Here is a 23,830-nt window from a genome sequence, read left to right on the forward strand (position 1 = left end):
AAAATAATTTTTTATATTAGATATCAAACTTACTCGTACAAGATAACACAATTGAAAACAAAACCGAAGGTATTAATGTTCGGATGGGAATTTCCTCCGGTAATAAATGGCGGACTGGGTGTTGCCTGTCTCGGCCTCTGCAAAGCCATGGCTCCCATGGTTAACCTCAAAATGGTAATACCAAAAAGCACCCCCGATTATGATGTAAATTACATGGAGCTAATCGGATTAAATTCCATCGACATCAACAAACTCAAAAAGGAAAGCAAAAGGAAATATTACAAACGCTTTTCAAAGCCAAATTATTTCAATATTTCACTCACTCCCTATATTAATTTTGCCGGTGAGGAAGCCATTAATAAAATTCAATATGAAGTGCACAACAGCGATTTGCAAAATTTCGAAATCGATGAGCTGTATGGTGGAGACGTAATTCGTAAAGTACTGGAGTTTTCTAAAATTAGTGTAAAGCTCGCAGCAACCAAAGAATTCGATATTATTCATGCGCATGATTGGATGACCTTTTTACCTGGCATGGAAATAAAAGCCGCAACCGGTAAGCCATTGGTATTGCATGTGCACTCGCTCGAATACGACCGCAGTGGACCGGAAAACAAAAGTTGGGTATATCAACTCGAGAAAAGAGCTATGGAATATGCTGATGCAATAATTCCTGTAAGTCGCTACACCGGTTCCATAATTGAAAATAATTACGGAATCTCAAGAGATAAAATATTTCCTGTACACAATGGTATTGAAGCAGTAAATCATTCAAAATTAAAGCGCATTACTTCCGAAAAGATTGTAATTTTCTTTGGAAGACTGACTATGCAAAAGGGTCCTGAATATTATTTTGAGGCTGCAAAGAAAGTTTTAAAACACTATCCAAACGTACGATTTGTAATGGCCGGCACCGGTGAGTTAATGCGTGGAATTATGGAAAGAGCTGCAGAAGCGCGTATCGGTAATAAATTTCATACCACCGGATTTTTAACAAAGGATAAAGTAAACGATTTACTAGCAGTGGCCGATGTATATTGCATGCCCAGCGTTTCTGAGCCCTTTGGACTAAGTGTAGTGGAAGCTGTTCAGTATGGAGTACCAACCATCATGAGCAAGCAATCCGGTGCATCTGAAGTGATTCATGGCTCTTTAAAAATGGATTTTTGGGAAGTTGATAAATTGGCAAGTTATATTATTTCTTTACTGGAGTATCCCACCTTGCGCAAGGAATTAGTAGACGAAGCATTTATTGATCTTAAAAAAATCAGCTGGACCACCACCGCAAAACAAGTGTTAAAGGTGTACAATCAATTATTAAAATAATTTCTAAGCTATTAAAACCAAAGAGCATCAAAAATCAAAAATCTAACATCTAATATCTAACAACTAACGTCTAACGTCTAACATCTAATATCTCAATACTCAATAATCATCTCTCAATACTAAAAATATGCCTTCAATTTGCTTTTATTTCCAGGTTCACCAGCCCTTTCGTTTAAGAGAATATACTTTCTTTGATATCGGACATGACCATTATTATGAGGATGAAAAACTCAATCGAGAGGTAATGAATAAAGTGGCTGATAAATGCTACATCCCAACAAATACCATGATGTTGGAACTCATTAAAAAGCACAAAGGAAAGTTTCGGATTTCCTATTCCATCAGCGGTACTGCAATGGAGCAATTCGAAAAATATCGGCCGGATGTGCTGAAATCATTTGTGGAACTGTCTAAAACAGGTTGCGTTGAATTTCTTAGCGAAACTTATTATCACTCGCTCAGCTATATTTACGATAAAGTGGAGTTCAAAAGACAAGTCGAAAAACACCGTGAATTGATTAAGAAATATTTTAATCAGACCCCAAAAGTTTTCCGTAATACCGAATTAATATATAACAATGAAATAGCTAAAACTATTGAGGATATGGGTTACACCGCTATCTTGTGCGAAGGTGTGGACCGCCTCTTAAAAGATCGCTCTCCTAATTTTATTTACAGGGCTCCCAATTGTCACAAAATAAAATCCTTACTAAAAAATTACCGACTCAGTGATGATATTGCATTTCGATTCAGTGATCCCAATTGGTCAGAACAACCTTTAACTGCTCCTAAATTTGCGGATTGGGTTCACTCGGTTGCCGGAGTTGGAGAGGTAATTAATTTATTTATGGATTACGAAACCTTTGGTGAACATCAATGGGCTTCATCGGGTATTTTTGATTTTTTGAAACACCTTCCGGACGAAATTTTAAAGCATAAGGATTTTAATTTTAAAACACCAAGTGAAGTGGCAGCAACCTATCCGATTCGTGATGATTACGATGCGCACCACCTAATTTCATGGGCCGATACAGAAAGAGATTTATCTGCTTGGTTAGGAAATTCTTTACAAAATGAATCCATCGAGCGCATTTATTCCTTCAAAGAAAAAGTATTTGCAACCGGTCGTCAAGATATAATTGATACTTGGGCAAAACTTTTAACCAGCGATCATTTTTATTACATGTCTACTAAATACTGGGCAGATGGCGATGTACATAAATATTTTAGTCCCTATCAGTCTCCTTATGATGCGTACATATTTTACATGAATGCATTAACCGATATGGAATATGTTTTAAATGAAATTAATAAACTTCCTAAGTCCACACAAAAAGCAAAATCAATTTCAGTGCAGGAACTGGAAATTAATGCACTTACAGCCACCCCCGTAAACAAAGAGAAGCTTTCCACCAAGTTACAAGTAGAAGTCACTAAAAAACCTTCACTGTCAAAGGATATTTTAGCTGCAATAGAACCAAGCAACAATCCGTCTACCATTAAGGAAGACGTTTTGAAAAAGGTTAAATCACTCGCTAAAAAAATGGTTGCAACAAAACCAAAATCAACAAAGAAAGCACCCATTAAGAAACCCATAGCAAAATCCACTGCGAAGGCGAAAGTGGCTAAAACAAAGATTGCGGTGATTGAAAAAAAGAAGTCAGCGAAGGTAGCACCAAAGAAAAAGGCTTAAGCATTAATTCTATATCAAAAAAAGCTGTGAAAAACTCACAGCTTTTTTTGTGTCTGAAAATTCCTCAGTATTGTTTGCAACTCTCAAAACAATGTTCAATTCACTATTTTATATGCTCTTTTCCGACACTAAGCATAGTTTGCAATTGCGCTTATGCTTATAATTTTGAAACGAAAATAATTACACTCTGCGAGTATGTAAATACACCCAACTATTTACAAATACATTAAGTTTTTATTTCACCAATTCCTCCCCTAAAACCTTAAAATCAATCCCGTCAAAATTCCCTGAACTCATCATCAGCAAATTTTTATTTTTCCAGTTTATGGCTTTTAAATCCTTTAATAGTTCAAGGGAATTGGTATACACTTTAATGTTGTTGCCACCAAAGGCAGCATGCACTTGCTCAATCGAAATGGGTTTTAATTTTTTATGCGCAATAGTGTGCGGATTAAAATACACAAAGGCTTTGTCTGCCGCATGCATGGCTCCATCATATTGCTTTAAAAAATCTTCATTCAAACTGCTAAAGGTGTGCAATTCCATGCATGCAATTAAATCGCGATTAGGAAACTGCTGTTTAACGGCGGCTGTAGTTGCTTTTAATTTAGATGGCGAATGTGCAAAATCTTTATAAACGACTGTGTTTTCATTTTGAGCTACTAGTTCTAGCCGCTTGCTTGCACCTTTAAAGGAAGAAATGGCTTCATAGAATTTTGCATCGTTAACACCCACTTCATTGCATGCCAAACGTGCAGCAGTTAAATTCAAGAGGTTGTGCTCTCCAAAAATTTTCAATTTGCAATCGGCAAGTGGTGCTTTACAAATAAGTGTCGTGGTACCATTTTCAATTTTATATTCCGGAATGCTGTATGCATGTTTCTGAATGTCGCTTCGTGCTGAAAGGCCTATTTTATTTACCTCAGCATCATTTTCACAATAAATGAGCGAACCATTTTTCGAAATAAAATCGGTGAAAATTTTAAATTGCTCCACATACATTTCAAATGTGGGAAAAACATTGATGTGGTCCCAAGCTATTCCGCTGATGATTGCAATGTCAGGGAAATACAAATGAAATTTTGGCCTTCTGTCGATGGGCGATGACAGATATTCATCCCCTTCAATCACTGCAATTTTAACTTCTTTGCTCAATTTTACCATGGTTTCGAATCCTTCGAGCTGAGCGCCCACCATGTAATCGCAGTCAATTTGATGAAAGTTCAACACATGTAAAATCATGGAGGTGATAGTCGTTTTGCCGTGACTACCTCCAATAACAATGCGTGTTTTATCTTTTGTTTGCTCGTAAATATATTCCGGATACGAAAAAATTTTGAGCCCTAATTCTTGAGCGCGCAACAATTCAGGATTATCGGCACGCGCATGCATTCCAAGGATAATGGCTTCCATCGAATCGTTCAGTTTACCGGGAAACCAGCCTATTTCGGTTGGTAATAAGTTGTACTTTTCTAACCTGCTTTTAGAGGGTTCCAAAATTTCGTCATCTGAGCCGCTCACGGCAAAACCTTTTTTGTGCAGGGCAATGGCTAGGTTATGCATCGCACTGCCGCCAATGGCTATAAAATGTACTTTCATATGTTAAAATAAAAACTGTTTTCAAAAGTATAATTTTAAATTTGTGACTCAGTGCAAAACTTGCAGAGTTAAGAACACTTTTAAGTGAATTAAAAAATATGAAACTTCATACCATCAATACCGGAAATTTTAAACTCGACGGAGGTGCCATGTTTGGCGTGGTTCCTAAAAGTATCTGGAACAAAACCAACCCTGCGGATGATAAAAATTTATGCTCCTGGGCTATGCGCTGTTTGCTCATCGAAGAAGGCAATAAATTGATTTTAATCGATAACGGAATTGGCAACAAACAAGATGTAAAATTCTTTAGCCATTTTGATTTGCATGGTGAGGATAGTCTTGAAAAATCTTTAAATCAATTAGGGTTTTCTAGTGATGATATAACAGATATGTTTCTTACACATTTGCATTTCGATCATTGTGGAGGCAGCATAAAATTTAATTCAGATAAAAGCGGCTTCGTGCCGGCTTTTAAAAATGCAACGTATTGGAGTAATGCTGAACATTGGGAATGGGCCACAAAACCTAATCCGCGTGAAAAGGCATCTTTTTTAAAAGAAAATATTTTGCCTATTCAGGAATCCGGTCAATTGAAATTTACCGCAGAGGGAGCTGAATTATTTCCTTTTTTAAAAGTAATGTATACACGCGGACATACGGATGCCATGATGATTCCGCATATTCAGTATAAGGATAGAACAATTGTTTTTATGGCCGATTTATTACCCAGCACCGGACATATTCCCTTGGCTTACGTGATGGGATATGACACGCGTCCGCTTATAACACTCAGCGAAAAGGAAAAATTTATGAATGAAGCAGCCGAAAAAAATTATGTGCTCTTCTTAGAGCATGATAATTACAATGAATGCTGCACCGTGCAACAAACTGAAAAAGGAGTGAGGCTTAAAGAATGCTTTTCCTTAAAAGAAATTCTATAATTCAAGTTCGTCTTTGTACTTACTACTAAAATCTTTGTACTAAAAAATGCGCATCATAGCCGAAGTTCCACACCCAGCCTGCAAAATATCTGTCTTTTACATGAACCAAAAATACATCGTAAAATTCGAAAAAGGCAATTGCGAGCAAAGCTATAAAATCAGTGAACTCGATTATGTCATCACCGGAATAGAAGACATTAAAAAAGTAATAAACGATTCTTTCATCACCTCCGTTTTATTGCGCTTTACGCAGATGGAGTTGGATATAAAATCAGCCTTAAAAGAATTTTAATAAGAGAGATTGATTTAGCATAACGAAATCAAATCCGCCAAAATCATAATCATCCGCGTCATCCGTGTTCTCTTTCTCAACACAAATAAAAATATTGGCTTATTTTAAAGAACACCGAACTGCAGAATGTACTTAGCAAATATGTGCATTTCAGTATTAAATAATAGCATCGGCTTCAAAGGGCTAGCTAACACTCAAGCAGTATTAAAATTCCTCCAAGGTTTTTTTAATAATTCCTACACATTCCATTATCTGCTCTTCGGTAATCGTAAGAGGAGGGGCAAATCGAATAATGTCTCCATGAGTAGGTTTTGCCAAAAGCCCATTGTCTTTTAGTGCAATGCATACATCCCAAGCATCCTTTCCATTTCGTGGTTCTATAACAATTGCATTTAACAATCCTTTCCCTCGAATAGCTGTAATTCTATCTGATTTTATTTTCGATAATTCATCGCGTAAAATTTTACCCAAACGATCCGCATTTTCGGCCATCTTTTCCTCTTTCAATACTTCCAATGCAGCAATGGCAACACGACACGCTAATGGGTTTCCCCCGTAAGTGCTTCCGTGTTCACCCGGCTTTATAGTTAGCATAACTTCATCTCTACACAAAACAGCAGCAACAGGTAAAACTCCTCCCGATAATGCTTTGCCTAAAATTAAGATATCCGGTTTCACTCCTTCGTGATCACAAGCCAACATTTTACCGGTGCGACAAAGTCCTGTTTGAACTTCATCTGCAATAAATAAAACGCGGTTTGCTCTACAAATTTCAAATGCCTTTTTCAAATAGCCTTCATCCGGAATCACCACTCCTGCTTCACCTTGAATGGGTTCCAACATAAACCCGGCAACATTTTTATCTTGAACCGCTTTTTCCAAAGCAGCTAAATCGTTGTAAGGAATAATTTCAAAGCCCGGCATAAATGGCCCAAATCCATTGGTACTGGAGGGATCAACAGACGAAGAAATGGCTGCCAACGTGCGCCCCCAAAAATTTCCTGCTACAAAAATTATTTTTGCCTGATTTTCCGGAATTCCTTTTACAGTGTAACCCCATTTACGGCAAAGCTTCACCGCGGTTTCGCCACCTTCCACTCCGGTATTCATAGGCAATACTTTGTCGTAGCCAAAATAGGTTGTGATATATTTTTCATATTCGCCTAAGCAATCGTTGTAAAAGGCACGCGAAGTGAGCGTAACTTTATGCGCTTGCTTTACCAATGCAGCAATTATTTTAGGGTGGCAGTGTCCTTGATTTACGGCTGAATACGCAGAAAGAAAATCATAATATCTTTTTCCCTCTACATCCCATAAAAATACGCCTTCTCCCCGTTCAATTACCACAGGAATCGAATGATAGTTATGCGCCCCATAGCGTTCTTCCAATTGCATAGCACGATTGGAGAGGGTATTCACATTTATTGATGTTGGCATAATAAAAAAATTAATGTGCAAATGTACTACTTTTGGTCCAGAAAGCATAATTCAAAATGGCTGTATCGCCCAAGTATCAGCCTTTGCAGGGAATTGGCAATATTCCCCGATAGTGCTTCACACAATAAATTCTAACTTTACCCCATGAGAAGATTTGTAAAAAAGCAATTGCCCTTAATCGAAAATGTTTCAATTACCGATGCCGGTTCTGAAGGTAAAGCAGTAGCAAAAATTGATGAATTGGTTGTCTTTGTTCAAAATGCAGTTCCCGGTGATGTGGCTGACTTGCAACTAGTGATGAAAAAGAAAAATTTTGCAGAAGCAAGGGCTGTAAAATTTCACCACTATTCTGAAAAGCGTGTTGTACCAATATGCCAACATTTTGGATTATGTGGTGGTTGTAAATGGCAAAACATGAGTTATGAATGGCAACTGTTTTATAAGCAAAAGCAAGTTACTGATAACCTTACACGCATTGGTAAGATTGAACTTCCAACCATTACACCAATTCTTCCTTCTGCTCAAACGCAATATTACCGCAACAAATTGGAATATACATTTTCAAATAAAAAATGGTTAACCAATTTAAATGAAAATGATGAAGGCATAGACATGAATGCTTTGGGATTTCATATTCCGCAGCGTTTTGATAAAATTTTGGATATTGAACATTGTCATCTTCAAGCTGCACCTTCAAATGATATTAGAAATGCTATTCGTGATTATGCAATTGAAAGGAATCTTAGTTTCTTTGATTTGAAATCCCAACAAGGATTTTTACGCACCCTAATCATTCGAAGCAGTTCAAACGGGGAACTCATGGTGATCCTTACTTTTTTTAGAGAGGAGGAAGAGTCTAGAATTGCATTATTGAATTTTGTGAAATCGCACTTTCCACAAGTAACTTCTTTGATGTATGTTATAAACTCTAAAGGAAACGATACCATTCAAGACCAAGAAGTGATTTGCTTTTATGGTGCGCCGTTTATTACGGAACAAATGGAAGAACTGAGTTTTCGCATAGGACCTAAATCATTTTACCAAACCAATTCTGCGCAAGCCTATGAGCTGTATAAAATAGCACGTGAGTTTGCAGATTTTAAAGGCCATGAGCTTGTTTATGATTTGTATACCGGAACAGGAACCATTGCAAATTTTATTGCAAATAAAGTAAAGAAAGTGGTTGGCATAGAGTACGTACCGGAAGCAATTGAAGATGCTAAAGTAAATTCAAGTTTGAATAACATTAGCAACACTGTTTTTTATGCCGGCGATATGAGTAAAGTGCTTAATGATGCATTCATAGCCGAAAACGGGAATCCTGATTGTATAATCACCGATCCACCACGTGCAGGAATGAGCCCCGATGTAGTGGAAAAGTTGCTGCAACTCGAAGCGTCAAAAATTGTGTATGTAAGTTGCAACGCCGCCACCCAGGCGCGCGACCTTGCTTTAATGGATAGTAAATACAAAGTCACTAAAGTGCAGCCTGTAGATATGTTCCCTCATACCCACCATGTGGAGAATGTTGTTTTACTTGAATTAAAATAAAATTAAGCAAGCGTTTTTATTTAAAAGGGAGTACGTTTTTAACGGCAACAAATCAGCGCAAATCATAATAATCCGCGTCATCAGCGTTCTATAAGCAAAATTAGATTGCAGTAGATGTGTTTAATCGCGAAGTGCCCGAAGAGAGACTCGAACTCTCAAGGAACTGAATCCAACGGCTTCTGAGACCGCAACGTTTACCAATTTCGCCATCCGGGCATTGGGAAAGCTTTTGAAAGAAGTTAAAAAGTGCCCAGGATGAGATTCGAACTCACACGATTGCTCGCCACCCCCTCAAGATGGTGCGTCTGCCAATTTCGCCACCTGGGCATTCTTAAAAAAAGAAAGGCGGTAAATAATTACCGCCCCACTTGTGATCCCGCTGGGATTCGAACCCAGGACCCTAACATTAAAAGTGTTATGCTCTACCAGCTGAGCTACGGAATCTTACTTTTAAAATTTGAGGGTGCAAAGATAGTATCTAATTTTAGTAATGCAAACCGAATTTTATTTTTTTCGAATAATATTTAATATCTGTCGCTAATGCTTTATTTAGCAGCTGTTTACAAGTTGTGAATTCAAATCAAAATGAAATAGTTTATTTTTACTCCATGAGAGTGTTTTTAATTGGATTTATGGGAAGCGGCAAAAGCAAAAAGGGCCGCAAACTCGCTACACAGTTGGGATTCGAATTTGTGGATATGGACGAATGGGTGGAGAAGCAGGCCGGCAAAAGTATTCCGCAAATTTTTCAGGAAATGGGGGAGGATTATTTTCGAACACTCGAATTCGAAGCCTTGCTTAAAATTTCGCAAAAATCGAATGTGGTCGTTTCTACCGGTGGAGGAAGTCCCTGCTATTTTAATGCTATAGATAAAATGAACGAAAATGGCATTAGCATTTACCTCAAAGGAAGTCCTGCATTTTTACGCGAACGTTTGCTTGAATCAAAGAAGAAAAGGCCCTTGATTGAGAATTTGAATGCCGAAGAACTACTGCGTTTTATTGAAGCGAAATTAACTGAGCGTGCGACTGTGTATCAGAAGGCCACTTACACTGTTGAAGCACTAGGCTTGCGCACCAAGGAGTTATTTGATATTGTTTTGGAAGCGAAAAAATCAGCATAAATAAGCTGCATCATTCCCATCCTTAAATTCTACTGAAACATGTTCTTGCAGCGTTGTGGCCATTGATAGACCAACATAATCGGCGCGTACCGGAAATAAATTGTGATTGCGATCAACTAAAACAATCGTGGCAATTTTTTTTACTTCATATTCTAAAAAGGGGTGCAAAGCATATATCAAAGTTTTGCCGGTATTCAACACATCGTCCACCAATAACACTACTTTGTTTTTTAATTCATCTGCGCTAAGCGAGAGGCTTACCCGCTCATTTTTTAAATCGTCTTTATTTATTTTTAATTCAACCAATTTCGTTTTTAAGGGCGAAATACTTTTCAATACTTCATCGATACGCATGGCTAAAACATAACCTCTATCGGCAATTCCTGCAATTACAATTTCTTTTTCTTCAAAGTTGTATTCATATATTTCATGCGCAATGCGATTGATTTTTTGCGCTATTTGAAGGTGATTGAGTATGAGTGTTTTTTTCATGTGCTAAAAATTATTGACCTCCCTTTCGTTCTAACAAACTTCGGCCACCTTTGTAAAAGTAACGTTTGTAATAGGCTTCATTCAAATCATTAATTTGTACTCCCCCTTTTACTGCCGCATGAACAAATTTATTATTTCCTAAATAAACCCCAACATGTGAAACACGTTTTCTTTTAATTTTAAAAAACACTAAGTCCCCGGTTTTTAAATTATCTTTTGGAATTAAGGTAACACGTTTCGCAATATCTGCAGAGCCTCCTGATAAAGTATCGTGAAACGCTTCTCTGTATATAATTTTTGCAAAGCCGGAACAATCAATTCCTTTGGCTGATTTGCCGGAATATTTGTAATGTGTACCCATCCAATCGTAGCTAATTTTATACAAAACAGGCGAAACACAGGTGTCAATGCACAATTGATGCTGCTCAAAAAAATGTACGACTTGCGGATCATATATAGCGCGGCTACTGCTGTCGATTTGCGCGAAACAACAGTTAGTTAAAAGAATGAACGTAAGAAAAATGATATGTTTCAACATAAATGATCTACTCCTGTATAAAAACAAAAACCCGTCCTGTTATAGAACGGGTTTTTATTCAATCCTTCAAAAATTACTTAGCGCTTTCTGATTTGGTTGTTGTTGACTTCTCAGCTTTTGCATCTGTATTTGTTGATTTTGCATCTGCTTTGTCATCTTTACCATGGCAAGCTTTTGATTCACTTGTTTTAGCACAAGCTTTTGCTCCTCCACCTTTGCAGCAAGATTTTTTCTCAGCTTTTTCTCCACCTGCATAAGCAGCAGTTCCAATTGCAAAGGATGCAACAGCAACCAATAACATTAATTTTTTCATTGTTTTATTTTTTTTTGAATTAGTACTTTCTTTAATTGTTCAACAAATGTACCAAAAAAGGAATTGATACTTAACAACTTGCCGGCAAAATTTGTTAAAACTCTGCAATCACACTTTGCCCACCAACAGTTACTTCATTTAACTTCACGTGAACCTTACACGACAAGGGAAGGAAGATATCTACACGCGAACCAAACTTAATAAAACCAAATTCGTTACCCTGTTGTGCACTATCATTTTCTTTGCAGTAGTAAACAATACGGCGGGCCATGGCTCCTGCAATTTGACGAAATAAAACTTGCTCCTTGTTTTTATGTTCCACTACAACCGTTGTACGCTCGTTATCGGTACTGGATTTGGGATGCCAGGCCACTAAAAATAATCCCGGATGGTATTTTACATATTTCACTATACCGGTAATAGGAAAGCGATTAATGTGCACATTAATGGGCGACATAAAAATAGAAATTTGTCGGCGCTTGTCTTTAAAATACTCGCTTTCCATCACCTCTTCAATCACTACCACTTTTCCATCCGCAGGAGCAATAATTTTGTTGTCGTCAATAACAAGTGTGCGGACCGGGTTTCTGAAAAATTGCAGAATGGTAATCAACACAAAAGCCGACAACAAATAAATGAACCATTTAACCAAAGCATATTCCGGAAAAAAATAATGGCCAATCGCATTTATCAGCGCAATAAAAATAAGTGTTAAAATAAGGGAGGGGATTCCTTCTTTGTGAAACTTCATAGTTTAAAATTTAGCCCTGCAAAGGTCAAAAAAAAAGTGAGATGACAGGTATGCATCTCACTTTTAAAAATAAACAAAACAAACTTATTGATTTCCGCGGTATTTAATGGTTTTCGATAATTTGTTCATCGCAAACACATACGCAGCAATACGTAATGAAATCTTATATTTTTCAGCAACTTTCCAAATGTGCTCAAATGCTTTTTTCATGTATTGTTCAGCTTTGGTATTCACATCTTCTTCGGTCCAGTAAAAGCCAAAACGGTTTTGTACCCACTCAAAATAAGAAACTGTAACACCACCACCATTTGCCAATACATCCGGTACCACAATAATGCCTTTGTTATTTAAAATTTCATCTGCACCGGCAGTAGTCGGCCCGTTTGCACCTTCCACAATCAGTTTCGCTTTAATATCGTTGGCATTATCACCGGTTATTTGATTTTCCATGGCGCAAGGCGCAAGCACATCCACCGCTAAGGTTAATAATTCCTCATTCGTAATTTTTTTGCCTTTGGTGTATCCTTCTAACACTCTTTTTTCGGAATTGTCACGGAAAGCAATGGCATCCATAACGTCAAAACCATCGGCATTATAATAAGCTCCGGTATGGTCGGATATGGCTACAATTTTAACGCCTTTGCTGTTTAATTGTTTTGCCGTAATTGAACCCACATTTCCAAAACCCTGCACGGCGGCAGTTGATTTTGAAGGATCAATTTTCATTTTTTTCATTGCCTCCATTGCCGATACCATTACGCCTAAACCGGTAGCTTCTGCGCGACCAAGGGAACCGCCTAACAATAAGGGTTTACCGGTAACCACACCCGGAGTAAATTCTCCTTTTAATTTGGAATATTCATCCACAATCCAAGCCATTTCTTGTGGCCCTGTGTTCATATCGGGTGCAGGAATATCGCGGTCTACGCCAAATACATTCACCATCGATTTAGTATACGCACGGGTTAAACGCTCCAATTCGGCTTTGCTCATGGTACTTGGGTCACAGGTAATTCCACCTTTGGCTCCTCCATAAGGAATATCAGCAATGGCACATTTCCAGGTCATCCAAGATGCAAGTGCTTTTACTTCATCCACATTCACATCCATCGAATAACGAATTCCACCTTTTGAAGGTCCAAGTACAGTAGAGTGTACAATTCTAAATCCTTCAAATACTTTCACCTTTCCATTGTCCATGTGCACCGGCAAACTCACGATTACCTGACGTTGCGGGTTTTTTAAAATGTTATAGGTTTCGTCATCTAAATTTAAAATTTTAGCGGCTTGATCAAAGCGCGCCAGCATTGCTTCAAAAGGATTGTGAGAGTCCTTTGTAATTTCTTTTGTTTTTGACATAGTTTAGATTAATGATACGGGTTGCGAAATTAGAAAAAGATAGTCGGATGGCAAATTCTGTAGCTTATGAAAAATTTTTAGTCCATTCGAGGTAAGTATAAATAAAGGGTGCCGCCAAAAGCAGGCTATCAAAACGATCCAAAATACCACCGTGGCCGGGAAGAAGGGTTCCGCTATCTTTCACGTTTTTGCTCCGTTTGTATAGCGATTCTACCAAGTCGCCTAAGGTTCCCATCACAACAATAATAAATGCAATTGCAAACCAATGCCCAAGCGGCAATACATCAAATAATTTGGAATCAATATAAGCTGCAATAAGACTAAGTAAAGCACCACCAAAGCTGCCTTCCCAAGATTTTTTGGGAGAAATACGTTCGAATAATTTTCGTTTCCCAATACGGGAACCAACCAAGTAAGCGCCTGTATCGCTGGCCCATAAAATGAGTAAAATGCCAATTAAAATGCGGGGTTCATACTCGTTTGTGAGGTAACTTATTGAAATAAAATTAAGCAAACCAAAAGGAACAGCAATGTAAATTATTCCCAAGAGAGTGAAGCCAATGTTGCGAAAAGGGTTCGCCTTTTTTCGAAATAATTCGAGCACAAAAATGAAATATACAAGGGGTAAAAAAAGCAATAGGATCATGCCGTTTTGTTTTCCCATCGAAATAAGCGAAAAGGCAATAAATACTGCCGCTCCAAGCAAAATACCAAAGTACTTTTGTGGGTTATTTTGTCCGAGATGTGAAATGGTATAAAATTCCCATAAACCAACTACAGTAAAGAATAAAAACAAAATTGAAAATGTAAGGTGATTAAAAGCGATGCTTCCAATCAATGCCAGCACAAAAAAAAGTGCGGTTAAAGCGCGTTTGCTAAAGTTCGTCATCGAGTGATACTTCTTGTTCTAAAAGCTGTTTGGCACGTAGTTCATTATCGGGATGCACATATATCTCGGCTTGACCGAAAGCTAAGTAGGATGAATCGAGTTTATTCAACACCACTGCAGCAACATCATTTTCAATAAGCATAGCTTTGTTGATTTCGGCTTGTGCCAGAAAAGAACTGCTAAAAACTTTTACCCAATTTTCATCCATTATTCTGCTTGTAAGTCGTCGATTAAAAACACATATATTTCTTTTGGGCCGAGTGCACCAATAACAGTTGTATTGTCGATTCCGATTGTTTTACTTGGGCCTGTAATAATGCTGATGAAGGAGGGGAATTGTGTCGGATATTTCACCTTCATATTTTTTAATGCTTCTTTTGTTTCGCCCATTAATTGGGAAGTGAAAGCAACTACTAAATGCAAAGGAAATGCGAATGGCGTTTTTCTTCCGGAGCTTTGCTTTGAAGAAATAACCACCCCGCCCGTTTGAGCAATTAAAAACTCACAAGTAGTGATACATGCTTGCAAGCGATCAATATCCTCAGGTTTTGCCGAATGCGGCAATTGACCAATATCGAGCAATTCTTGCAAGGGTTCTTCCAAACAAAAAATTTCGGTCCAGTTATTTTCTTTGGCCAAATATTGGAGGTTGTCAATACACTCATTGTAATCCAAGCAAAACACAAATTTTCCACCTACTTCGCTAAAGTTTTGAGCAAAATTTATTTCCAAAGATTCCCCGTTGGTAGCATAAATGGGGCTTTCAAAATCAACATTGGCAATTGCTTCAGTTGATTTATTTATTAAGGCTTTACGTATGCGTTTTAAAACTTTTTCTTTGGAGGTACTCTCTTCCATTCCTGCTTTTTATTACGGCAAAGTTAAAATAAAATGAATTGAAAGTCTGCTAAAAAAAACAGCCACATGAATATACACGTGGCTGCTTTTTTAGTTAAAGATTCAATTAATTAGCGGTATTTGCGGCAGGCGGATTACCGGTTGTACTGGTATTATCCGTTGTTGGTGCAAGTTCCGTTTTTTGTTGGTTCAATTCAATTACCGGAACATCTTTGTTAAATGGACGCTTACCAATTAAACGTTCTAAATCTGATTGAAACAACACTTCCTTTTTTAATAATTCTTGGGCCACTGCTTCCAGCTGCACACGTTTTTCGAGCAACAAATTTTTAGTGGTATAGTAAGCAGAGTCAATTATCTTTTTTACTTCTTCATCAATAATTTTAGCCGTAGTATCGGAATAAGGTTTTGTAAACCCGCTTCCATAATCTCCTTGTCCACGGTCATAAAATGAAATGTTACCAATTTTATCGTTCATACCATACACGGTTACCATGTTGTAGGCCACTTTTGTAGTACGCTCTAAATCGCTTAATGCACCGGTCGAAATTCTATTAAAGGTTATATCTTCTGCAACTCTCCCGCCAAGGGTCATACAAATATCATCCATCAATTGCTCGGTGGTATATAAAAATTGTTCTTTAGGTAAATATTGTGCATAACCCAAAGCGGCAATACCTCGTGGTACGATACTCACTTTTACTAGCGGATGGGAGTGTTCGAGAAACCAACCCGCAACGGCATGTCCCGCTTCATGATAGGCAACAATTTTTTTCTCGTCTTCGTTGATGATTTTATTTTTCTTTTCCAATCCGCCAATCACACGGTCAATGGCATCGTGAAAATCTTGCATGTCTACCATCGTTTTGTTTTTACGTGCGGCAATTAATGCAGCTTCATTACACACGTTGGCAATTTCGGCACCCGCAAATCCGGGAGTTTGCAAAGCAAGTTTATGTGGGTTTACATCAGCATCTATCTTTGTAAGTGGTTTTAAATGCACTTTAAAGATGGCCTCGCGTCCAATAATATCCGGTTTGTCGATACTGATTTGACGGTCGAAACGACCCGGACGCATCAAGGCTGAATCCAGCACATCAGGACGGTTGGTTGCAGCTAAAATGATGACTCCTGAGTTGGTTCCAAAACCATCCATTTCCACGAGTAATGAATTCAAAGTATTTTCACGCTCATCGTTTCCGCCTTGCAATTGGTTGCGGCTGCGGCTGCGGCCAATGGCATCAATTTCATCAATAAAAATAATGGAAGGCGCTTTTTGTTTGGCTTGGTTAAATAAGTCACGCACACGCGCAGCACCAACACCCACAAACATTTCAACGAAATCGGAACCGGAAAGAGAGAAAAATGGAACTCCTGCTTCGCCTGCAACGGCTTTTGCCAATAGAGTTTTACCAGTTCCCGGAGGGCCTACCAATAAAGCACCTTTGGGGATTTTACCACCTAGAGTTGTAAATTTTTGTGGATTTTTAAGGAAGTCAACAATCTCCATCACTTCTTCTTTTGCTTCTTCCAAACCGGCTACATCGGCAAAGGTAATCTTGATTTTATCTTCAGGATCAAACAAGGCTGCACGTGATTTACCAATATTGAAAATAGCATTGCCACCTCCCGAACCGCCGGTCATACGGCGCATAATAAATACCCAAATGGCAATCATCACTACAATTGGAAGTATCCAACCTAAAATATCACCGCCCCAATTTTTTTGTGTAATGTATTCGGCACTTATTCGGTCCCCATCGGCAACGCCTACTTGAGCATCTTGCAGTTTTTTTTCGAATGCCTCAGGTGGTCCAATTTCGAAAGTGTAGTGCGGGCCTAAATTTTTGTTGCTACCCCACGATTTTTTAGGCACATCTTTGTATTGTGCTTTACTTAATGCTGTTTGCTTAATATATACTTCAGCATTTTCTTTATTTACCACCACCAGTTTTTCAACATCGCCACTGTGCAACATTTTGGTTTCGAATTCTTGCCAATTGGTTTTGGTGCTGCTGGTATTAAAATCGAAGAACGACATAGCCAAAAACAATACAAGTATGATGGCATACACCCAATAAAAATTAAATGAATTTTTAGGGAGTTTTCCTTTTTTGGGAAGCTTGTCTTTAAGTTTATCGACCGGCTTTTTTTCTTTTCCTAAATTTTTAGGATTTTCTTCTGCGAAATTTAATTGATTCACGGTTTTTGAATTTGATTTTTTGTATGCTGATTTTAAACTGCTGAAACCACTTTGATTTCAGCATCTGACCATAATTTTTCGATGCGGTAAAAGTTTCGTGCTTCGGGTTGAAAGATGTGTACCACAACGGTTACATAATCCAACAATATCCATTCCGAGTTTTGGAATCCTTCTTTGTGCCAAGCATCTTCATTTAGTTTTTTCTTAACCTCTGCATCTATTGAGTTTGCTATTGCTGCTACTTGTGTGGAGGAGTCTCCGCTGCAAACAATAAAGTACTCACACACTGAATTGGCAACATTTTTTAAATTCAATTGAACTATTTCATTGCCCTTTTTTTCTTTGATAGCTTCAATAATTATTTCTGCCAATTGTGCAGAAGTGTCAGTTACTTTTTTCTTTCTTGCCAAAATGTTCGTGTTTTGTTGTTATTGCCCTTAGGCATTTTTTAGTTCGATTCACGCGGATGTGTAACAAAAGTATAAAAATAGTTGGACACAATTCCTATTAATCAAGCATTTTAGCGTTTCTTTGCTTTTCAAAAAATTAAACATGTCAACGCTGTTTATAGGTACTAACACAATAAGGTTGCCAATTGTTGAAAGTACGAATACTTATGCCCAAGAGTTATTGAAGGATAGTACTGCTCCCGAAGGTACCATTGTAATTACCGATCAACAATCATTGGGTCGCGGACAAAGGGGAAATACTTGGTTGAGTGAAGCGGGAAAGAACCTCACCTTTAGTTTAATTTTATACCCTCCTAGCATTGGAAGTGAAAATCAATTTATACTCACCCAACTCGTATCGCTTGGAATTGCAGAATGCATTGAGCAGGTGCTGGCTGTGCAGCATTCGGTAAAAATAAAATGGCCGAACGACATTTTTGTAAACGATAAAAAAATTGCAGGTGTGCTCATTGAAAATGCTTGGCGCAACAATAGTATTAGCTCCAGTATAGTTGGCATTGGCTTGAATGTGAATCAGGAGACGTTTGAACTTTTGCATGCTACTTCTTTAAAAATTGAAACACAAATAGACTACAATTTGAATGAGCTTTTTACACAGCTGTGTTCGTGTATTGAAGCCCGCTACCTTCAACTTAAAAGCAGCAATTTTGCCGCAATTAAAGCCGATTACCACATGAAGTTGTATCGTTTAAATCAATATCATCACTATACGATTTATAATAAGCAGGCAGAAGGAAAAATTATCGGAGTAAACAAGGAAGGCAAACTCTTGCTCGCCCTAAAAGAAGATTTTAATGTGTTGGAGCTGGATTTAAAAGAAGTGAAATTTAATTTGTGATTTCAATTCCATATTAGGCATTACTCAACTGGAATATCTTTCATTTTTTGCGCCAATCCATTGAAGAAATGCGTAAGTGGTTTTTCCACCATCATTTTCATAAACGGATTAATATCACTTTCAAAAACAAGTTGTCCTTTACACGCATTGGAAGCAGTTTCGGTAATATTTACATTTAAAGTAAACTCGAAAGGAACTTTACCGAAGGATGTAATTTTTATGTTTGAATTGGGTGTTTTATCCACAATGCGCATCCCAATTTTGGCCATCCCGTTAAGGTTAAATGTGCATTCATTTTCGCTCGATTCCCATTCGGTAACTTGATGTGGCATCAACGATTTAAAATTGTTGAAATTGCTGAGGTAAGAAAAAATTCCTTCAGCTGTTTTGTTCACTTCTACGGTATCACTTTCAATTCGAGTCATAAGCTGTTGCTATTAAATTAAGTTGTTTAATGGGTTCCTTCCCACTGTTATTTCATCCATTCGGCCGGATTTTCTCTCCAGGCTTTTAATGATTTTAAATCTTTTTCACTTATGTAATTCGATTGCAGCGCTTGTTTAATAAGCGTTTCGTAATCGCTTAAGGTATGTATTTTACATTTTGATTTCTTAAAATTATCTGCTGCATTTTTAAAACCATAGGTAAAGATAGCAACCATTCCTTTCACATCACAATCGGCTGCTCGCAGCGCATCTACGGCTTTTAAGCTACTCATTCCTGTTGAAATTAAATCTTCAACCACCACTACCGATTGGCCTTTTTCAATTTTTCCTTCTATTAAATTTCCCATTCCATGCTCTTTGGCGGAAGAACGTACATAAACAAAGGGTAAGCCCATTGCTTCGGCAACCAGTGCTCCTTGGGCAATTGCACCTGTTGCAACACCTGCAATTACGTCCGGATTGCCATAATTGGTTTGAATGCTTTGCACCAATTGTTGGCGGATATAGGTGCGAATCTTTGGATGTGAAAGGGTTACGCGGTTATCGCAGTATATGGGCGATTTCCATCCCGAAGCCCAGGTATAAGGATGTGCAGGATTTAATTTTATTGCTTTAATTTGCAGCAGAAACTCGGCTATTTTTAAGGCTGAATCATCATTCATCTTCATACGGCAAATATATTTTTTAATCGCATTTCTTTCGCAATATACTCTCAAAAACGATGAACAAAGTTTTCATTATGGATCGCCCGCTCTATTTGTTTTGCGATAAAAGCCGTCAAGCAACTGATTTCGATTTTTTTACGGCTTACTCCACCAAAGAAGAATTAAAGAAATCAATCGCCTTATTTGAAGCGGATGAGACCTTGAAAAGTATGGGGATTTTATTCGAAACTGAAAAGCAAAAGGAAACGGCGCTTTTCTCAATCTTTAAGGTAATTGAGGCTGCGGGCGGCATTGTGAAAAACAAGGAAGGTAAAATCCTTTTTATTTTTAGACATGGCAAATGGGATCTTCCGAAAGGAAAGATTGAAAAGGGCGAAAAGGAAAAAGAAGCAGCATTGCGTGAAGTAGAGGAGGAGTGCGGGATTGGTGATTTAAGTTTGGAAGAGAAGTTCACTATTACCTACCATACGTATCACTTGAAGGGTGAAACCTGCTTAAAAATTTCGCATTGGTACAAAATGAAATACAGCGGCAATTCCATGCTGCTAATACCTCAATTAGAAGAAGGAATTACCGATGCGCGATGGATGAATAAGCCTGAGATAGAAGCGGCTATGAAAAATACTTTTTCATCTATTTTTGAAGTGATGAAACTGTATGCTGCTGAAAATTAGACTTACTTTTCATACAATTCAATTGGCAAACCATCCGGGTCACTAAAAAATGTAAATTTTTTTTTCGTCCATTCGTCTACGCGCACAGGTTCTACAGCAATATGCTTAGCGCTAAGTTTATGAACAGTTTCCTCTAAATTTGTCACTTCAAAAGCTAAATGCCTTAATCCGCAGGCTTCGGGTTGTGAAATTCTTTTTGGCGGATTTGGAAATGAAAAAAGTTCAAGCACATACTCCCCATTCAATGCTAAATCTAGTTTATAGGAATTCCTTTCTTTGCGGTAGGTTTCGTGTACAATACTTAATCCAAGCACTTCAGTATAAAAGCTTTTCGATTTTTGATAATCGGAGCAAATGAGAGAGATGTGATGGATTTTATTGAATGAAAGCATATTGAGAGCTATATAAAAAAAGCGGCATTCCTTTGGAAGCCGCTTTTTTAGTAGTTAAGTGAGTAAACTAATTAATCTTCCAAGTATTTTTTCCTCTTAAAAGGGCATCTAAATCGCCATCGCCTTTTGTTTTGATGGATTCAGCAATTTGTGCCAGCATCGCATCTTCATAACAAAAGCGCTTCTCTTCATAAAACACACCGAATGGACGCGGCAAATGATTTTCCATTTTTGGATCATCAAAAAAGCGGGAAAGAATTTGCGCTTTTACTCTATCGGTTTCATCGTGAATCCATAGGTCATTTGCACTTGCTCCGGCTGTTAAATCTACTATTGTTGGGGTAAATCCATCCAGCTTGATGCCTTTGTTTCCACCATCGCCAAATACTAATGGCTTTCCGGTTTCTACAAAAAGGGTTTCCATTTTTTTAGTGCCTTTTTCAGTAAACACTTCAAATGCTCCGTCATTAAACACATTGCAGTTTTGATAAATCTCCACTACCGAACTTCCTTTGTGAGAATTACTTCTTTTTAAAATTTCGCGCATGTGAATCGGGTCGCGGTCCATGCTGCGTGCAAAGAAAGTAGCATCAGCACCCAAAGCTAAAGCAGCCGGGTTAAATGGATGATCAATACTTCCCATGGGGGATGACTTTGTAATTTTTCCAGCAGGAGAGGCCGGTGAATATTGTCCCTTGGTTAAACCATAAATCTCATTGTTGAAGATGAGCAGGTTCACATTAAAATTTCTACGCAATAAATGTATTAAGTGATTTCCGCCAATGCTCATAGAGTCACCGTCGCCACTCACAATCCATACACTTAATTCGGGGCGGGCAGCTTTTAATCCGCTGGCAACAGCAGCCGCACGACCGTGAATACTATGCATTCCAAATGTTTCCATGTAATACGGAAAGCGGGAGGAGCAACCTATACCTGAAACGAAAACAATATTTTCGCGTGCAATACCCAATTCGGGTAATACAGTTTGAACTTGTTTAAGTATTGAATAATCGCCACAACCCGGGCACCAACGCACATCCTGGTCGGTTACAAAATCTTTAGCAGTTAAAGGAGCGAGTGTACTTTCCATAATTTATTTTTTCAAAAGTTCAACAATTTTTTCTTTGATTTCAGTGCTGGTAAATGGCATTCCTTTTACTTTATTAAATCCTATTGCAGGAACTAAATATTTATCGCGCACCAGCTTAATTAATTGGCCACTGTTAATTTCAGGCATCAACACAGTTTCGTAATTGAATAAAATTTCGCCTAAATTTTTAGGAAATGGATTCAGGTAACGCACATGTGCATGGGCCACATCATAGCCTTCGGCCAAAGCTTCAATTACAGCTGTTTTAATAGAACCATAAGTAGAGCCCCAACCTAAGATGAGTAATTTACCTTTTGCAGGACCGTTATCAATGGTTTGCAATGGAACATAATCAGCAATACGCTCAATTTTTTCAGCCCTTAATTTCACCATCAATTCGTGGTTATCGGGATCGTAAGATATATTTCCGGTTTCATTTTCTTTTTCGATACCTCCCACACGGTGCTCCAAGCCTTTTGTTCCGGGAATGGCCCAAGGACGCGCTAATTTTTCGTCGCGTTTATAAGGCAGAAACTTTGCATCTTCCGGATTGCGTTCTTTTGCGTATTCAATTTTGATGGGTTTTAAATCTTTGGATTGTGGAAATATCCATGGTTCAGAGCCATTAGCTATATACCCATCGCTCATAAAGAATACAGGGGTCATGTGTTCTATTGCAATTCGGCAAGCCTCGTAAGCTGTTTCAAAACAATCGGATGGCGTGCTGGCTGAGATGATGGCTGCAGGGCCTTCACCGTTTCTTCCATACATAGCCTGTAATAAATCCGCTTGTTCGGTTTTAGTTGGTAATCCTGTAGACGGACCACCGCGTTGAACATTGCAGATAACTAAAGGAATTTCAAGCATCGTTGCTAACCCAATAGCTTCGCCCTTTAAGGCAATGCCCGGTCCGGATGAAGCGGTAACTCCTAAACTCCCGCCAAAAGATGCTCCAATGGCAGAGCAAACAGCTGCGATTTCATCTTCTGCTTGAAAGGTTTTTACACCAAAATTTTTATGTTTTGAAAGTTCATGTAAAATATCAGATGCCGGAGTAATGGGATATGTTCCAAAAAACAATTCGATTCCTGATTTTTTAGCAGCAGCGATTAAACCCAGCGCAGTTGCTTGATTTCCCATGATGTTGCGGTACTCGCCTTTTTGCATCACAGCAGCTTTTACTTCGTAACGGGCATTAAAAGTTTCGGTTGTCTCCCCAAAATGATAACCTGCTTTCAACACTTTTAAATTCGCTTCCACTAAGTCGGGGCGTTTTTTAAATTTATCTTTTAGGAAAGCAATACTGTTATCCATGTTACGGTTAAACATCCAATAAATGAAACCGAGTACAAACATATTCTTACTTCGGTCAATTTCTTTGGTACCCATACCTGAATCAGCAAGTGCAGTGCGCGTCATTTTGGTGACGTCTATTTCATACACTTTGTATTTGTCGAGCGAGCTATCCTTTAATGGATTTACACCATCCGGATATTTTGCCAACTTTAAATTTTTTGCATCAAAGCCATCTGTATTGGCAATAATGATTCCACCGGTATGCAAGCCTTTTAAATTTGCTTTTAAGGCGGCAGCATTCATTACTACCAATACATCGCATCCATCGCCCGGAGTAAAAATCTCCACACTTCCAAAATGCAATTGATATCCTGAAACACCGGCTAATGTTCCTTGCGGGGCCCGTATTTCGGCAGGGAAGTTGGGAAAAGTACTAATGTCGTTTCCAAGCAAAGCTGCCGTGTCGGTAAACTGAGTTCCGGTTAATTGAATTCCATCACCGGAATCACCGGCGAACATGATAGCTACATTTTTTCTGGTTTCTAAAGTTGCGCTCATAATTTGGCTAATCGTTATTCGTTAATTGGTTA

25 protein-coding genes and 3 tRNA genes are annotated in these 23,830 nt (G+C 38.2%); 8 read left to right on the forward strand and 20 right to left on the reverse strand.

Going from position 1 to position 23,830, the window contains the following annotated elements; all coding sequences use genetic code 11:
* The first annotated feature begins 75 nt into the window (after positions 1-75).
* Positions 76-1,326: a glycosyltransferase gene (locus tag IPP32_06755; protein ID MBL0047780.1), complete on the forward strand. Its 1,251-nt coding sequence runs from the start codon at positions 76-78 to the stop codon at positions 1,324-1,326.
* A 127-nt stretch (positions 1,327-1,453) separates the two neighbouring features.
* Positions 1,454-3,019 carry a polysaccharide deacetylase family protein gene (locus IPP32_06760; GenBank protein MBL0047781.1) on the forward strand — a complete coding sequence of 522 codons (1,566 nt, stop codon included), beginning with the start codon at positions 1,454-1,456 and terminating at the stop codon, positions 3,017-3,019.
* 234 nt (positions 3,020-3,253) lie between these two features.
* Here the strand turns inward: IPP32_06760 and IPP32_06765 are convergent, their stop codons facing one another.
* Positions 3,254-4,618, reverse strand: a complete 1,365-nt coding sequence (locus tag IPP32_06765) for a peptidoglycan synthetase (protein MBL0047782.1) — start codon at positions 4,616-4,618, stop codon at positions 3,254-3,256.
* Between the two features lie 98 nt (positions 4,619-4,716).
* Here IPP32_06765 and IPP32_06770 point away from each other — a divergent pair, with 98 nt between their 5' ends.
* Together IPP32_06770 and IPP32_06775 are read left to right on the forward strand one after the other, a co-directional pair.
* Complete coding sequence (locus IPP32_06770) at positions 4,717-5,559, forward strand: MBL fold metallo-hydrolase (protein MBL0047783.1); 843 nt, start codon at positions 4,717-4,719, stop codon at positions 5,557-5,559.
* 46 nt (positions 5,560-5,605) lie between these two features.
* Complete coding sequence (locus tag IPP32_06775) at positions 5,606-5,851, forward strand: hypothetical protein (protein ID MBL0047784.1); 246 nt, start codon at positions 5,606-5,608, stop codon at positions 5,849-5,851.
* Between the two features lie 204 nt (positions 5,852-6,055).
* Here the strand turns inward: IPP32_06775 and rocD are convergent, their stop codons facing one another.
* The gene (gene rocD, locus IPP32_06780; GenBank protein MBL0047785.1) at positions 6,056-7,246 is read right to left on the reverse strand and encodes an ornithine--oxo-acid transaminase; all 1,191 of its coding nucleotides are present in this window, start codon (positions 7,244-7,246) and stop codon (positions 6,056-6,058) included.
* Between the two features lie 186 nt (positions 7,247-7,432).
* On the opposite strand from rocD, the gene rlmD reads away from it, so the two are divergent.
* On the forward strand, positions 7,433-8,839 hold the full coding sequence (gene rlmD, locus IPP32_06785) for a 23S rRNA (uracil(1939)-C(5))-methyltransferase RlmD (protein ID MBL0047786.1): 1,407 nt from the start codon (positions 7,433-7,435) through the stop codon (positions 8,837-8,839).
* A 132-nt stretch (positions 8,840-8,971) separates the two neighbouring features.
* On the opposite strand, the gene IPP32_06790 is transcribed toward rlmD, so the two are convergent.
* The 3 genes from IPP32_06790 to IPP32_06800 form a co-directional block, all read right to left on the reverse strand.
* Positions 8,972-9,055: transfer RNA gene (locus IPP32_06790), tRNA-Leu, on the reverse strand.
* Between the two features lie 31 nt (positions 9,056-9,086).
* A tRNA-Leu gene (locus IPP32_06795) sits at positions 9,087-9,166 on the reverse strand.
* A gap of 44 nt (positions 9,167-9,210) precedes the next feature.
* Positions 9,211-9,283: transfer RNA gene (locus IPP32_06800), tRNA-Lys, on the reverse strand.
* 164 nt (positions 9,284-9,447) lie between these two features.
* Between IPP32_06800 and IPP32_06805 the strand changes: the two genes are divergently transcribed.
* Positions 9,448-9,963, forward strand: coding sequence for a shikimate kinase (locus IPP32_06805; GenBank protein MBL0047787.1), 516 nt, complete (start codon positions 9,448-9,450; stop codon positions 9,961-9,963).
* On the opposite strand, the gene IPP32_06810 is transcribed toward IPP32_06805, so the two are convergent.
* From IPP32_06810 to rsfS, 10 genes are all read right to left on the reverse strand, one after another.
* Positions 9,955-10,455 carry a phosphoribosyltransferase gene (locus IPP32_06810; protein MBL0047788.1) on the reverse strand — a complete coding sequence of 167 codons (501 nt, stop codon included), beginning with the start codon at positions 10,453-10,455 and terminating at the stop codon, positions 9,955-9,957. The two genes, IPP32_06805 and IPP32_06810, sit on opposite strands and share 9 nt — an antisense overlap.
* Positions 10,456-10,465: 10 nt before the next feature.
* Entirely contained in the window at positions 10,466-10,816 is a 351-nt protein-coding gene (locus IPP32_06815; protein ID MBL0047789.1) for a C40 family peptidase, read from the reverse strand.
* A gap of 250 nt (positions 10,817-11,066) precedes the next feature.
* Positions 11,067-11,306 (reverse strand): hypothetical protein, encoded by a 240-nt coding sequence (locus IPP32_06820; GenBank protein MBL0047790.1) that lies wholly within the window; start codon positions 11,304-11,306, stop codon positions 11,067-11,069.
* Positions 11,307-11,400: 94 nt separating this feature from the next.
* Positions 11,401-12,057, reverse strand: coding sequence for a phosphatidylserine decarboxylase family protein (locus tag IPP32_06825; GenBank protein MBL0047791.1), 657 nt, complete (start codon positions 12,055-12,057; stop codon positions 11,401-11,403).
* A gap of 84 nt (positions 12,058-12,141) precedes the next feature.
* Positions 12,142-13,416, reverse strand: coding sequence for a Glu/Leu/Phe/Val dehydrogenase (locus IPP32_06830; protein MBL0047792.1), 1,275 nt, complete (start codon positions 13,414-13,416; stop codon positions 12,142-12,144).
* Positions 13,417-13,480: 64 nt separating this feature from the next.
* A complete protein-coding gene (locus IPP32_06835; protein MBL0047793.1) occupies positions 13,481-14,305 on the reverse strand; it encodes a phosphatidate cytidylyltransferase in 825 nt (274 codons plus the stop codon).
* A complete protein-coding gene (locus IPP32_06840; GenBank protein ID MBL0047794.1) occupies positions 14,292-14,513 on the reverse strand; it encodes a DUF2007 domain-containing protein in 222 nt (73 codons plus the stop codon). The genes IPP32_06835 and IPP32_06840 overlap by 14 nt, the downstream gene beginning before the upstream one ends.
* Positions 14,513-15,163 carry an LUD domain-containing protein gene (locus IPP32_06845; GenBank protein MBL0047795.1) on the reverse strand — a complete coding sequence of 217 codons (651 nt, stop codon included), beginning with the start codon at positions 15,161-15,163 and terminating at the stop codon, positions 14,513-14,515. Before IPP32_06845 ends, IPP32_06840 begins: the two co-directional genes overlap by 1 nt.
* Positions 15,164-15,269: 106 nt before the next feature.
* Positions 15,270-17,366, reverse strand: coding sequence for an ATP-dependent zinc metalloprotease FtsH (gene ftsH, locus IPP32_06850; protein MBL0047796.1), 2,097 nt, complete (start codon positions 17,364-17,366; stop codon positions 15,270-15,272).
* A 32-nt stretch (positions 17,367-17,398) separates the two neighbouring features.
* Positions 17,399-17,776: a ribosome silencing factor gene (rsfS, locus tag IPP32_06855; GenBank protein MBL0047797.1), complete on the reverse strand. Its 378-nt coding sequence runs from the start codon at positions 17,774-17,776 to the stop codon at positions 17,399-17,401.
* Between the two features lie 142 nt (positions 17,777-17,918).
* Here rsfS and IPP32_06860 point away from each other — a divergent pair, with 142 nt between their 5' ends.
* The gene (locus IPP32_06860) at positions 17,919-18,674 is read left to right on the forward strand and encodes a biotin--[acetyl-CoA-carboxylase] ligase (protein MBL0047798.1); all 756 of its coding nucleotides are present in this window, start codon (positions 17,919-17,921) and stop codon (positions 18,672-18,674) included.
* A gap of 20 nt (positions 18,675-18,694) precedes the next feature.
* On the opposite strand, the gene IPP32_06865 is transcribed toward IPP32_06860, so the two are convergent.
* Together IPP32_06865 and IPP32_06870 are read right to left on the reverse strand one after the other, a co-directional pair.
* Positions 18,695-19,099 (reverse strand): SRPBCC family protein, encoded by a 405-nt coding sequence (locus IPP32_06865; GenBank protein ID MBL0047799.1) that lies wholly within the window; start codon positions 19,097-19,099, stop codon positions 18,695-18,697.
* Between the two features lie 47 nt (positions 19,100-19,146).
* Positions 19,147-19,788 carry an orotate phosphoribosyltransferase gene (locus IPP32_06870; protein MBL0047800.1) on the reverse strand — a complete coding sequence of 214 codons (642 nt, stop codon included), beginning with the start codon at positions 19,786-19,788 and terminating at the stop codon, positions 19,147-19,149.
* Between the two features lie 53 nt (positions 19,789-19,841).
* Between IPP32_06870 and IPP32_06875 the strand changes: the two genes are divergently transcribed.
* Entirely contained in the window at positions 19,842-20,459 is a 618-nt protein-coding gene (locus IPP32_06875; protein MBL0047801.1) for an NUDIX domain-containing protein, read from the forward strand.
* A 2-nt stretch (positions 20,460-20,461) separates the two neighbouring features.
* Here IPP32_06875 and IPP32_06880 read toward each other — a convergent pair whose 3' ends face one another.
* From IPP32_06880 to IPP32_06890, 3 genes are all read right to left on the reverse strand, one after another.
* Complete coding sequence (locus tag IPP32_06880; protein ID MBL0047802.1) at positions 20,462-20,851, reverse strand: VOC family protein; 390 nt, start codon at positions 20,849-20,851, stop codon at positions 20,462-20,464.
* A gap of 67 nt (positions 20,852-20,918) precedes the next feature.
* Positions 20,919-21,944 carry a 2-oxoacid:ferredoxin oxidoreductase subunit beta gene (locus IPP32_06885; protein MBL0047803.1) on the reverse strand — a complete coding sequence of 342 codons (1,026 nt, stop codon included), beginning with the start codon at positions 21,942-21,944 and terminating at the stop codon, positions 20,919-20,921.
* A 3-nt stretch (positions 21,945-21,947) separates the two neighbouring features.
* Positions 21,948-23,798: a 2-oxoacid:acceptor oxidoreductase subunit alpha gene (locus tag IPP32_06890; protein MBL0047804.1), complete on the reverse strand. Its 1,851-nt coding sequence runs from the start codon at positions 23,796-23,798 to the stop codon at positions 21,948-21,950.
* Positions 23,799-23,830 lie beyond the last annotated feature (32 nt).

Source organism: Bacteroidota bacterium (assembly GCA_016721765.1).
In the GTDB taxonomy this organism is placed as follows: Bacteria; Bacteroidota; Bacteroidia; order UBA4408; family UBA4408; genus UBA4408.

Coding starts and splice junctions, on each gene's coding strand:
- IPP32_06755 (MBL0047780.1), top strand. CDS start 76: ATGTTCGGATGGGAATTTCCTCCGGTAATAAATGGCGGACTGGGTGTT.
- IPP32_06760 (MBL0047781.1), top strand. CDS start 1,454: ATGCCTTCAATTTGCTTTTATTTCCAGGTTCACCAGCCCTTTCGTTTA.
- IPP32_06765 (MBL0047782.1), bottom strand. CDS start 4,618: ATGAAAGTACATTTTATAGCCATTGGCGGCAGTGCGATGCATAACCTA.
- IPP32_06770 (MBL0047783.1), top strand. CDS start 4,717: ATGAAACTTCATACCATCAATACCGGAAATTTTAAACTCGACGGAGGT.
- IPP32_06775 (MBL0047784.1), top strand. CDS start 5,606: ATGCGCATCATAGCCGAAGTTCCACACCCAGCCTGCAAAATATCTGTC.
- rocD (MBL0047785.1), bottom strand. CDS start 7,246: ATGCAATTGGAAGAACGCTATGGGGCGCATAACTATCATTCGATTCCT.
- rlmD (MBL0047786.1), top strand. CDS start 7,433: ATGAGAAGATTTGTAAAAAAGCAATTGCCCTTAATCGAAAATGTTTCA.
- IPP32_06805 (MBL0047787.1), top strand. CDS start 9,448: ATGAGAGTGTTTTTAATTGGATTTATGGGAAGCGGCAAAAGCAAAAAG.
- IPP32_06810 (MBL0047788.1), bottom strand. CDS start 10,455: ATGAAAAAAACACTCATACTCAATCACCTTCAAATAGCGCAAAAAATC.
- IPP32_06815 (MBL0047789.1), bottom strand. CDS start 10,816: ATGGGTACACATTACAAATATTCCGGCAAATCAGCCAAAGGAATTGAT.
- IPP32_06820 (MBL0047790.1), bottom strand. CDS start 11,306: ATGAAAAAATTAATGTTATTGGTTGCTGTTGCATCCTTTGCAATTGGA.
- IPP32_06825 (MBL0047791.1), bottom strand. CDS start 12,057: ATGAAGTTTCACAAAGAAGGAATCCCCTCCCTTATTTTAACACTTATT.
- IPP32_06830 (MBL0047792.1), bottom strand. CDS start 13,416: ATGTCAAAAACAAAAGAAATTACAAAGGACTCTCACAATCCTTTTGAA.
- IPP32_06835 (MBL0047793.1), bottom strand. CDS start 14,305: ATGACGAACTTTAGCAAACGCGCTTTAACCGCACTTTTTTTTGTGCTG.
- IPP32_06840 (MBL0047794.1), bottom strand. CDS start 14,513: ATGGATGAAAATTGGGTAAAAGTTTTTAGCAGTTCTTTTCTGGCACAA.
- IPP32_06845 (MBL0047795.1), bottom strand. CDS start 15,163: ATGGAAGAGAGTACCTCCAAAGAAAAAGTTTTAAAACGCATACGTAAA.
- IPP32_06860 (MBL0047798.1), top strand. CDS start 17,919: ATGTCAACGCTGTTTATAGGTACTAACACAATAAGGTTGCCAATTGTT.
- IPP32_06865 (MBL0047799.1), bottom strand. CDS start 19,099: ATGACTCGAATTGAAAGTGATACCGTAGAAGTGAACAAAACAGCTGAA.
- IPP32_06870 (MBL0047800.1), bottom strand. CDS start 19,788: ATGAAGATGAATGATGATTCAGCCTTAAAAATAGCCGAGTTTCTGCTG.
- IPP32_06875 (MBL0047801.1), top strand. CDS start 19,842: ATGAACAAAGTTTTCATTATGGATCGCCCGCTCTATTTGTTTTGCGAT.
- IPP32_06880 (MBL0047802.1), bottom strand. CDS start 20,851: ATGCTTTCATTCAATAAAATCCATCACATCTCTCTCATTTGCTCCGAT.
- IPP32_06885 (MBL0047803.1), bottom strand. CDS start 21,944: ATGGAAAGTACACTCGCTCCTTTAACTGCTAAAGATTTTGTAACCGAC.
- IPP32_06890 (MBL0047804.1), bottom strand. CDS start 23,798: ATGAGCGCAACTTTAGAAACCAGAAAAAATGTAGCTATCATGTTCGCC.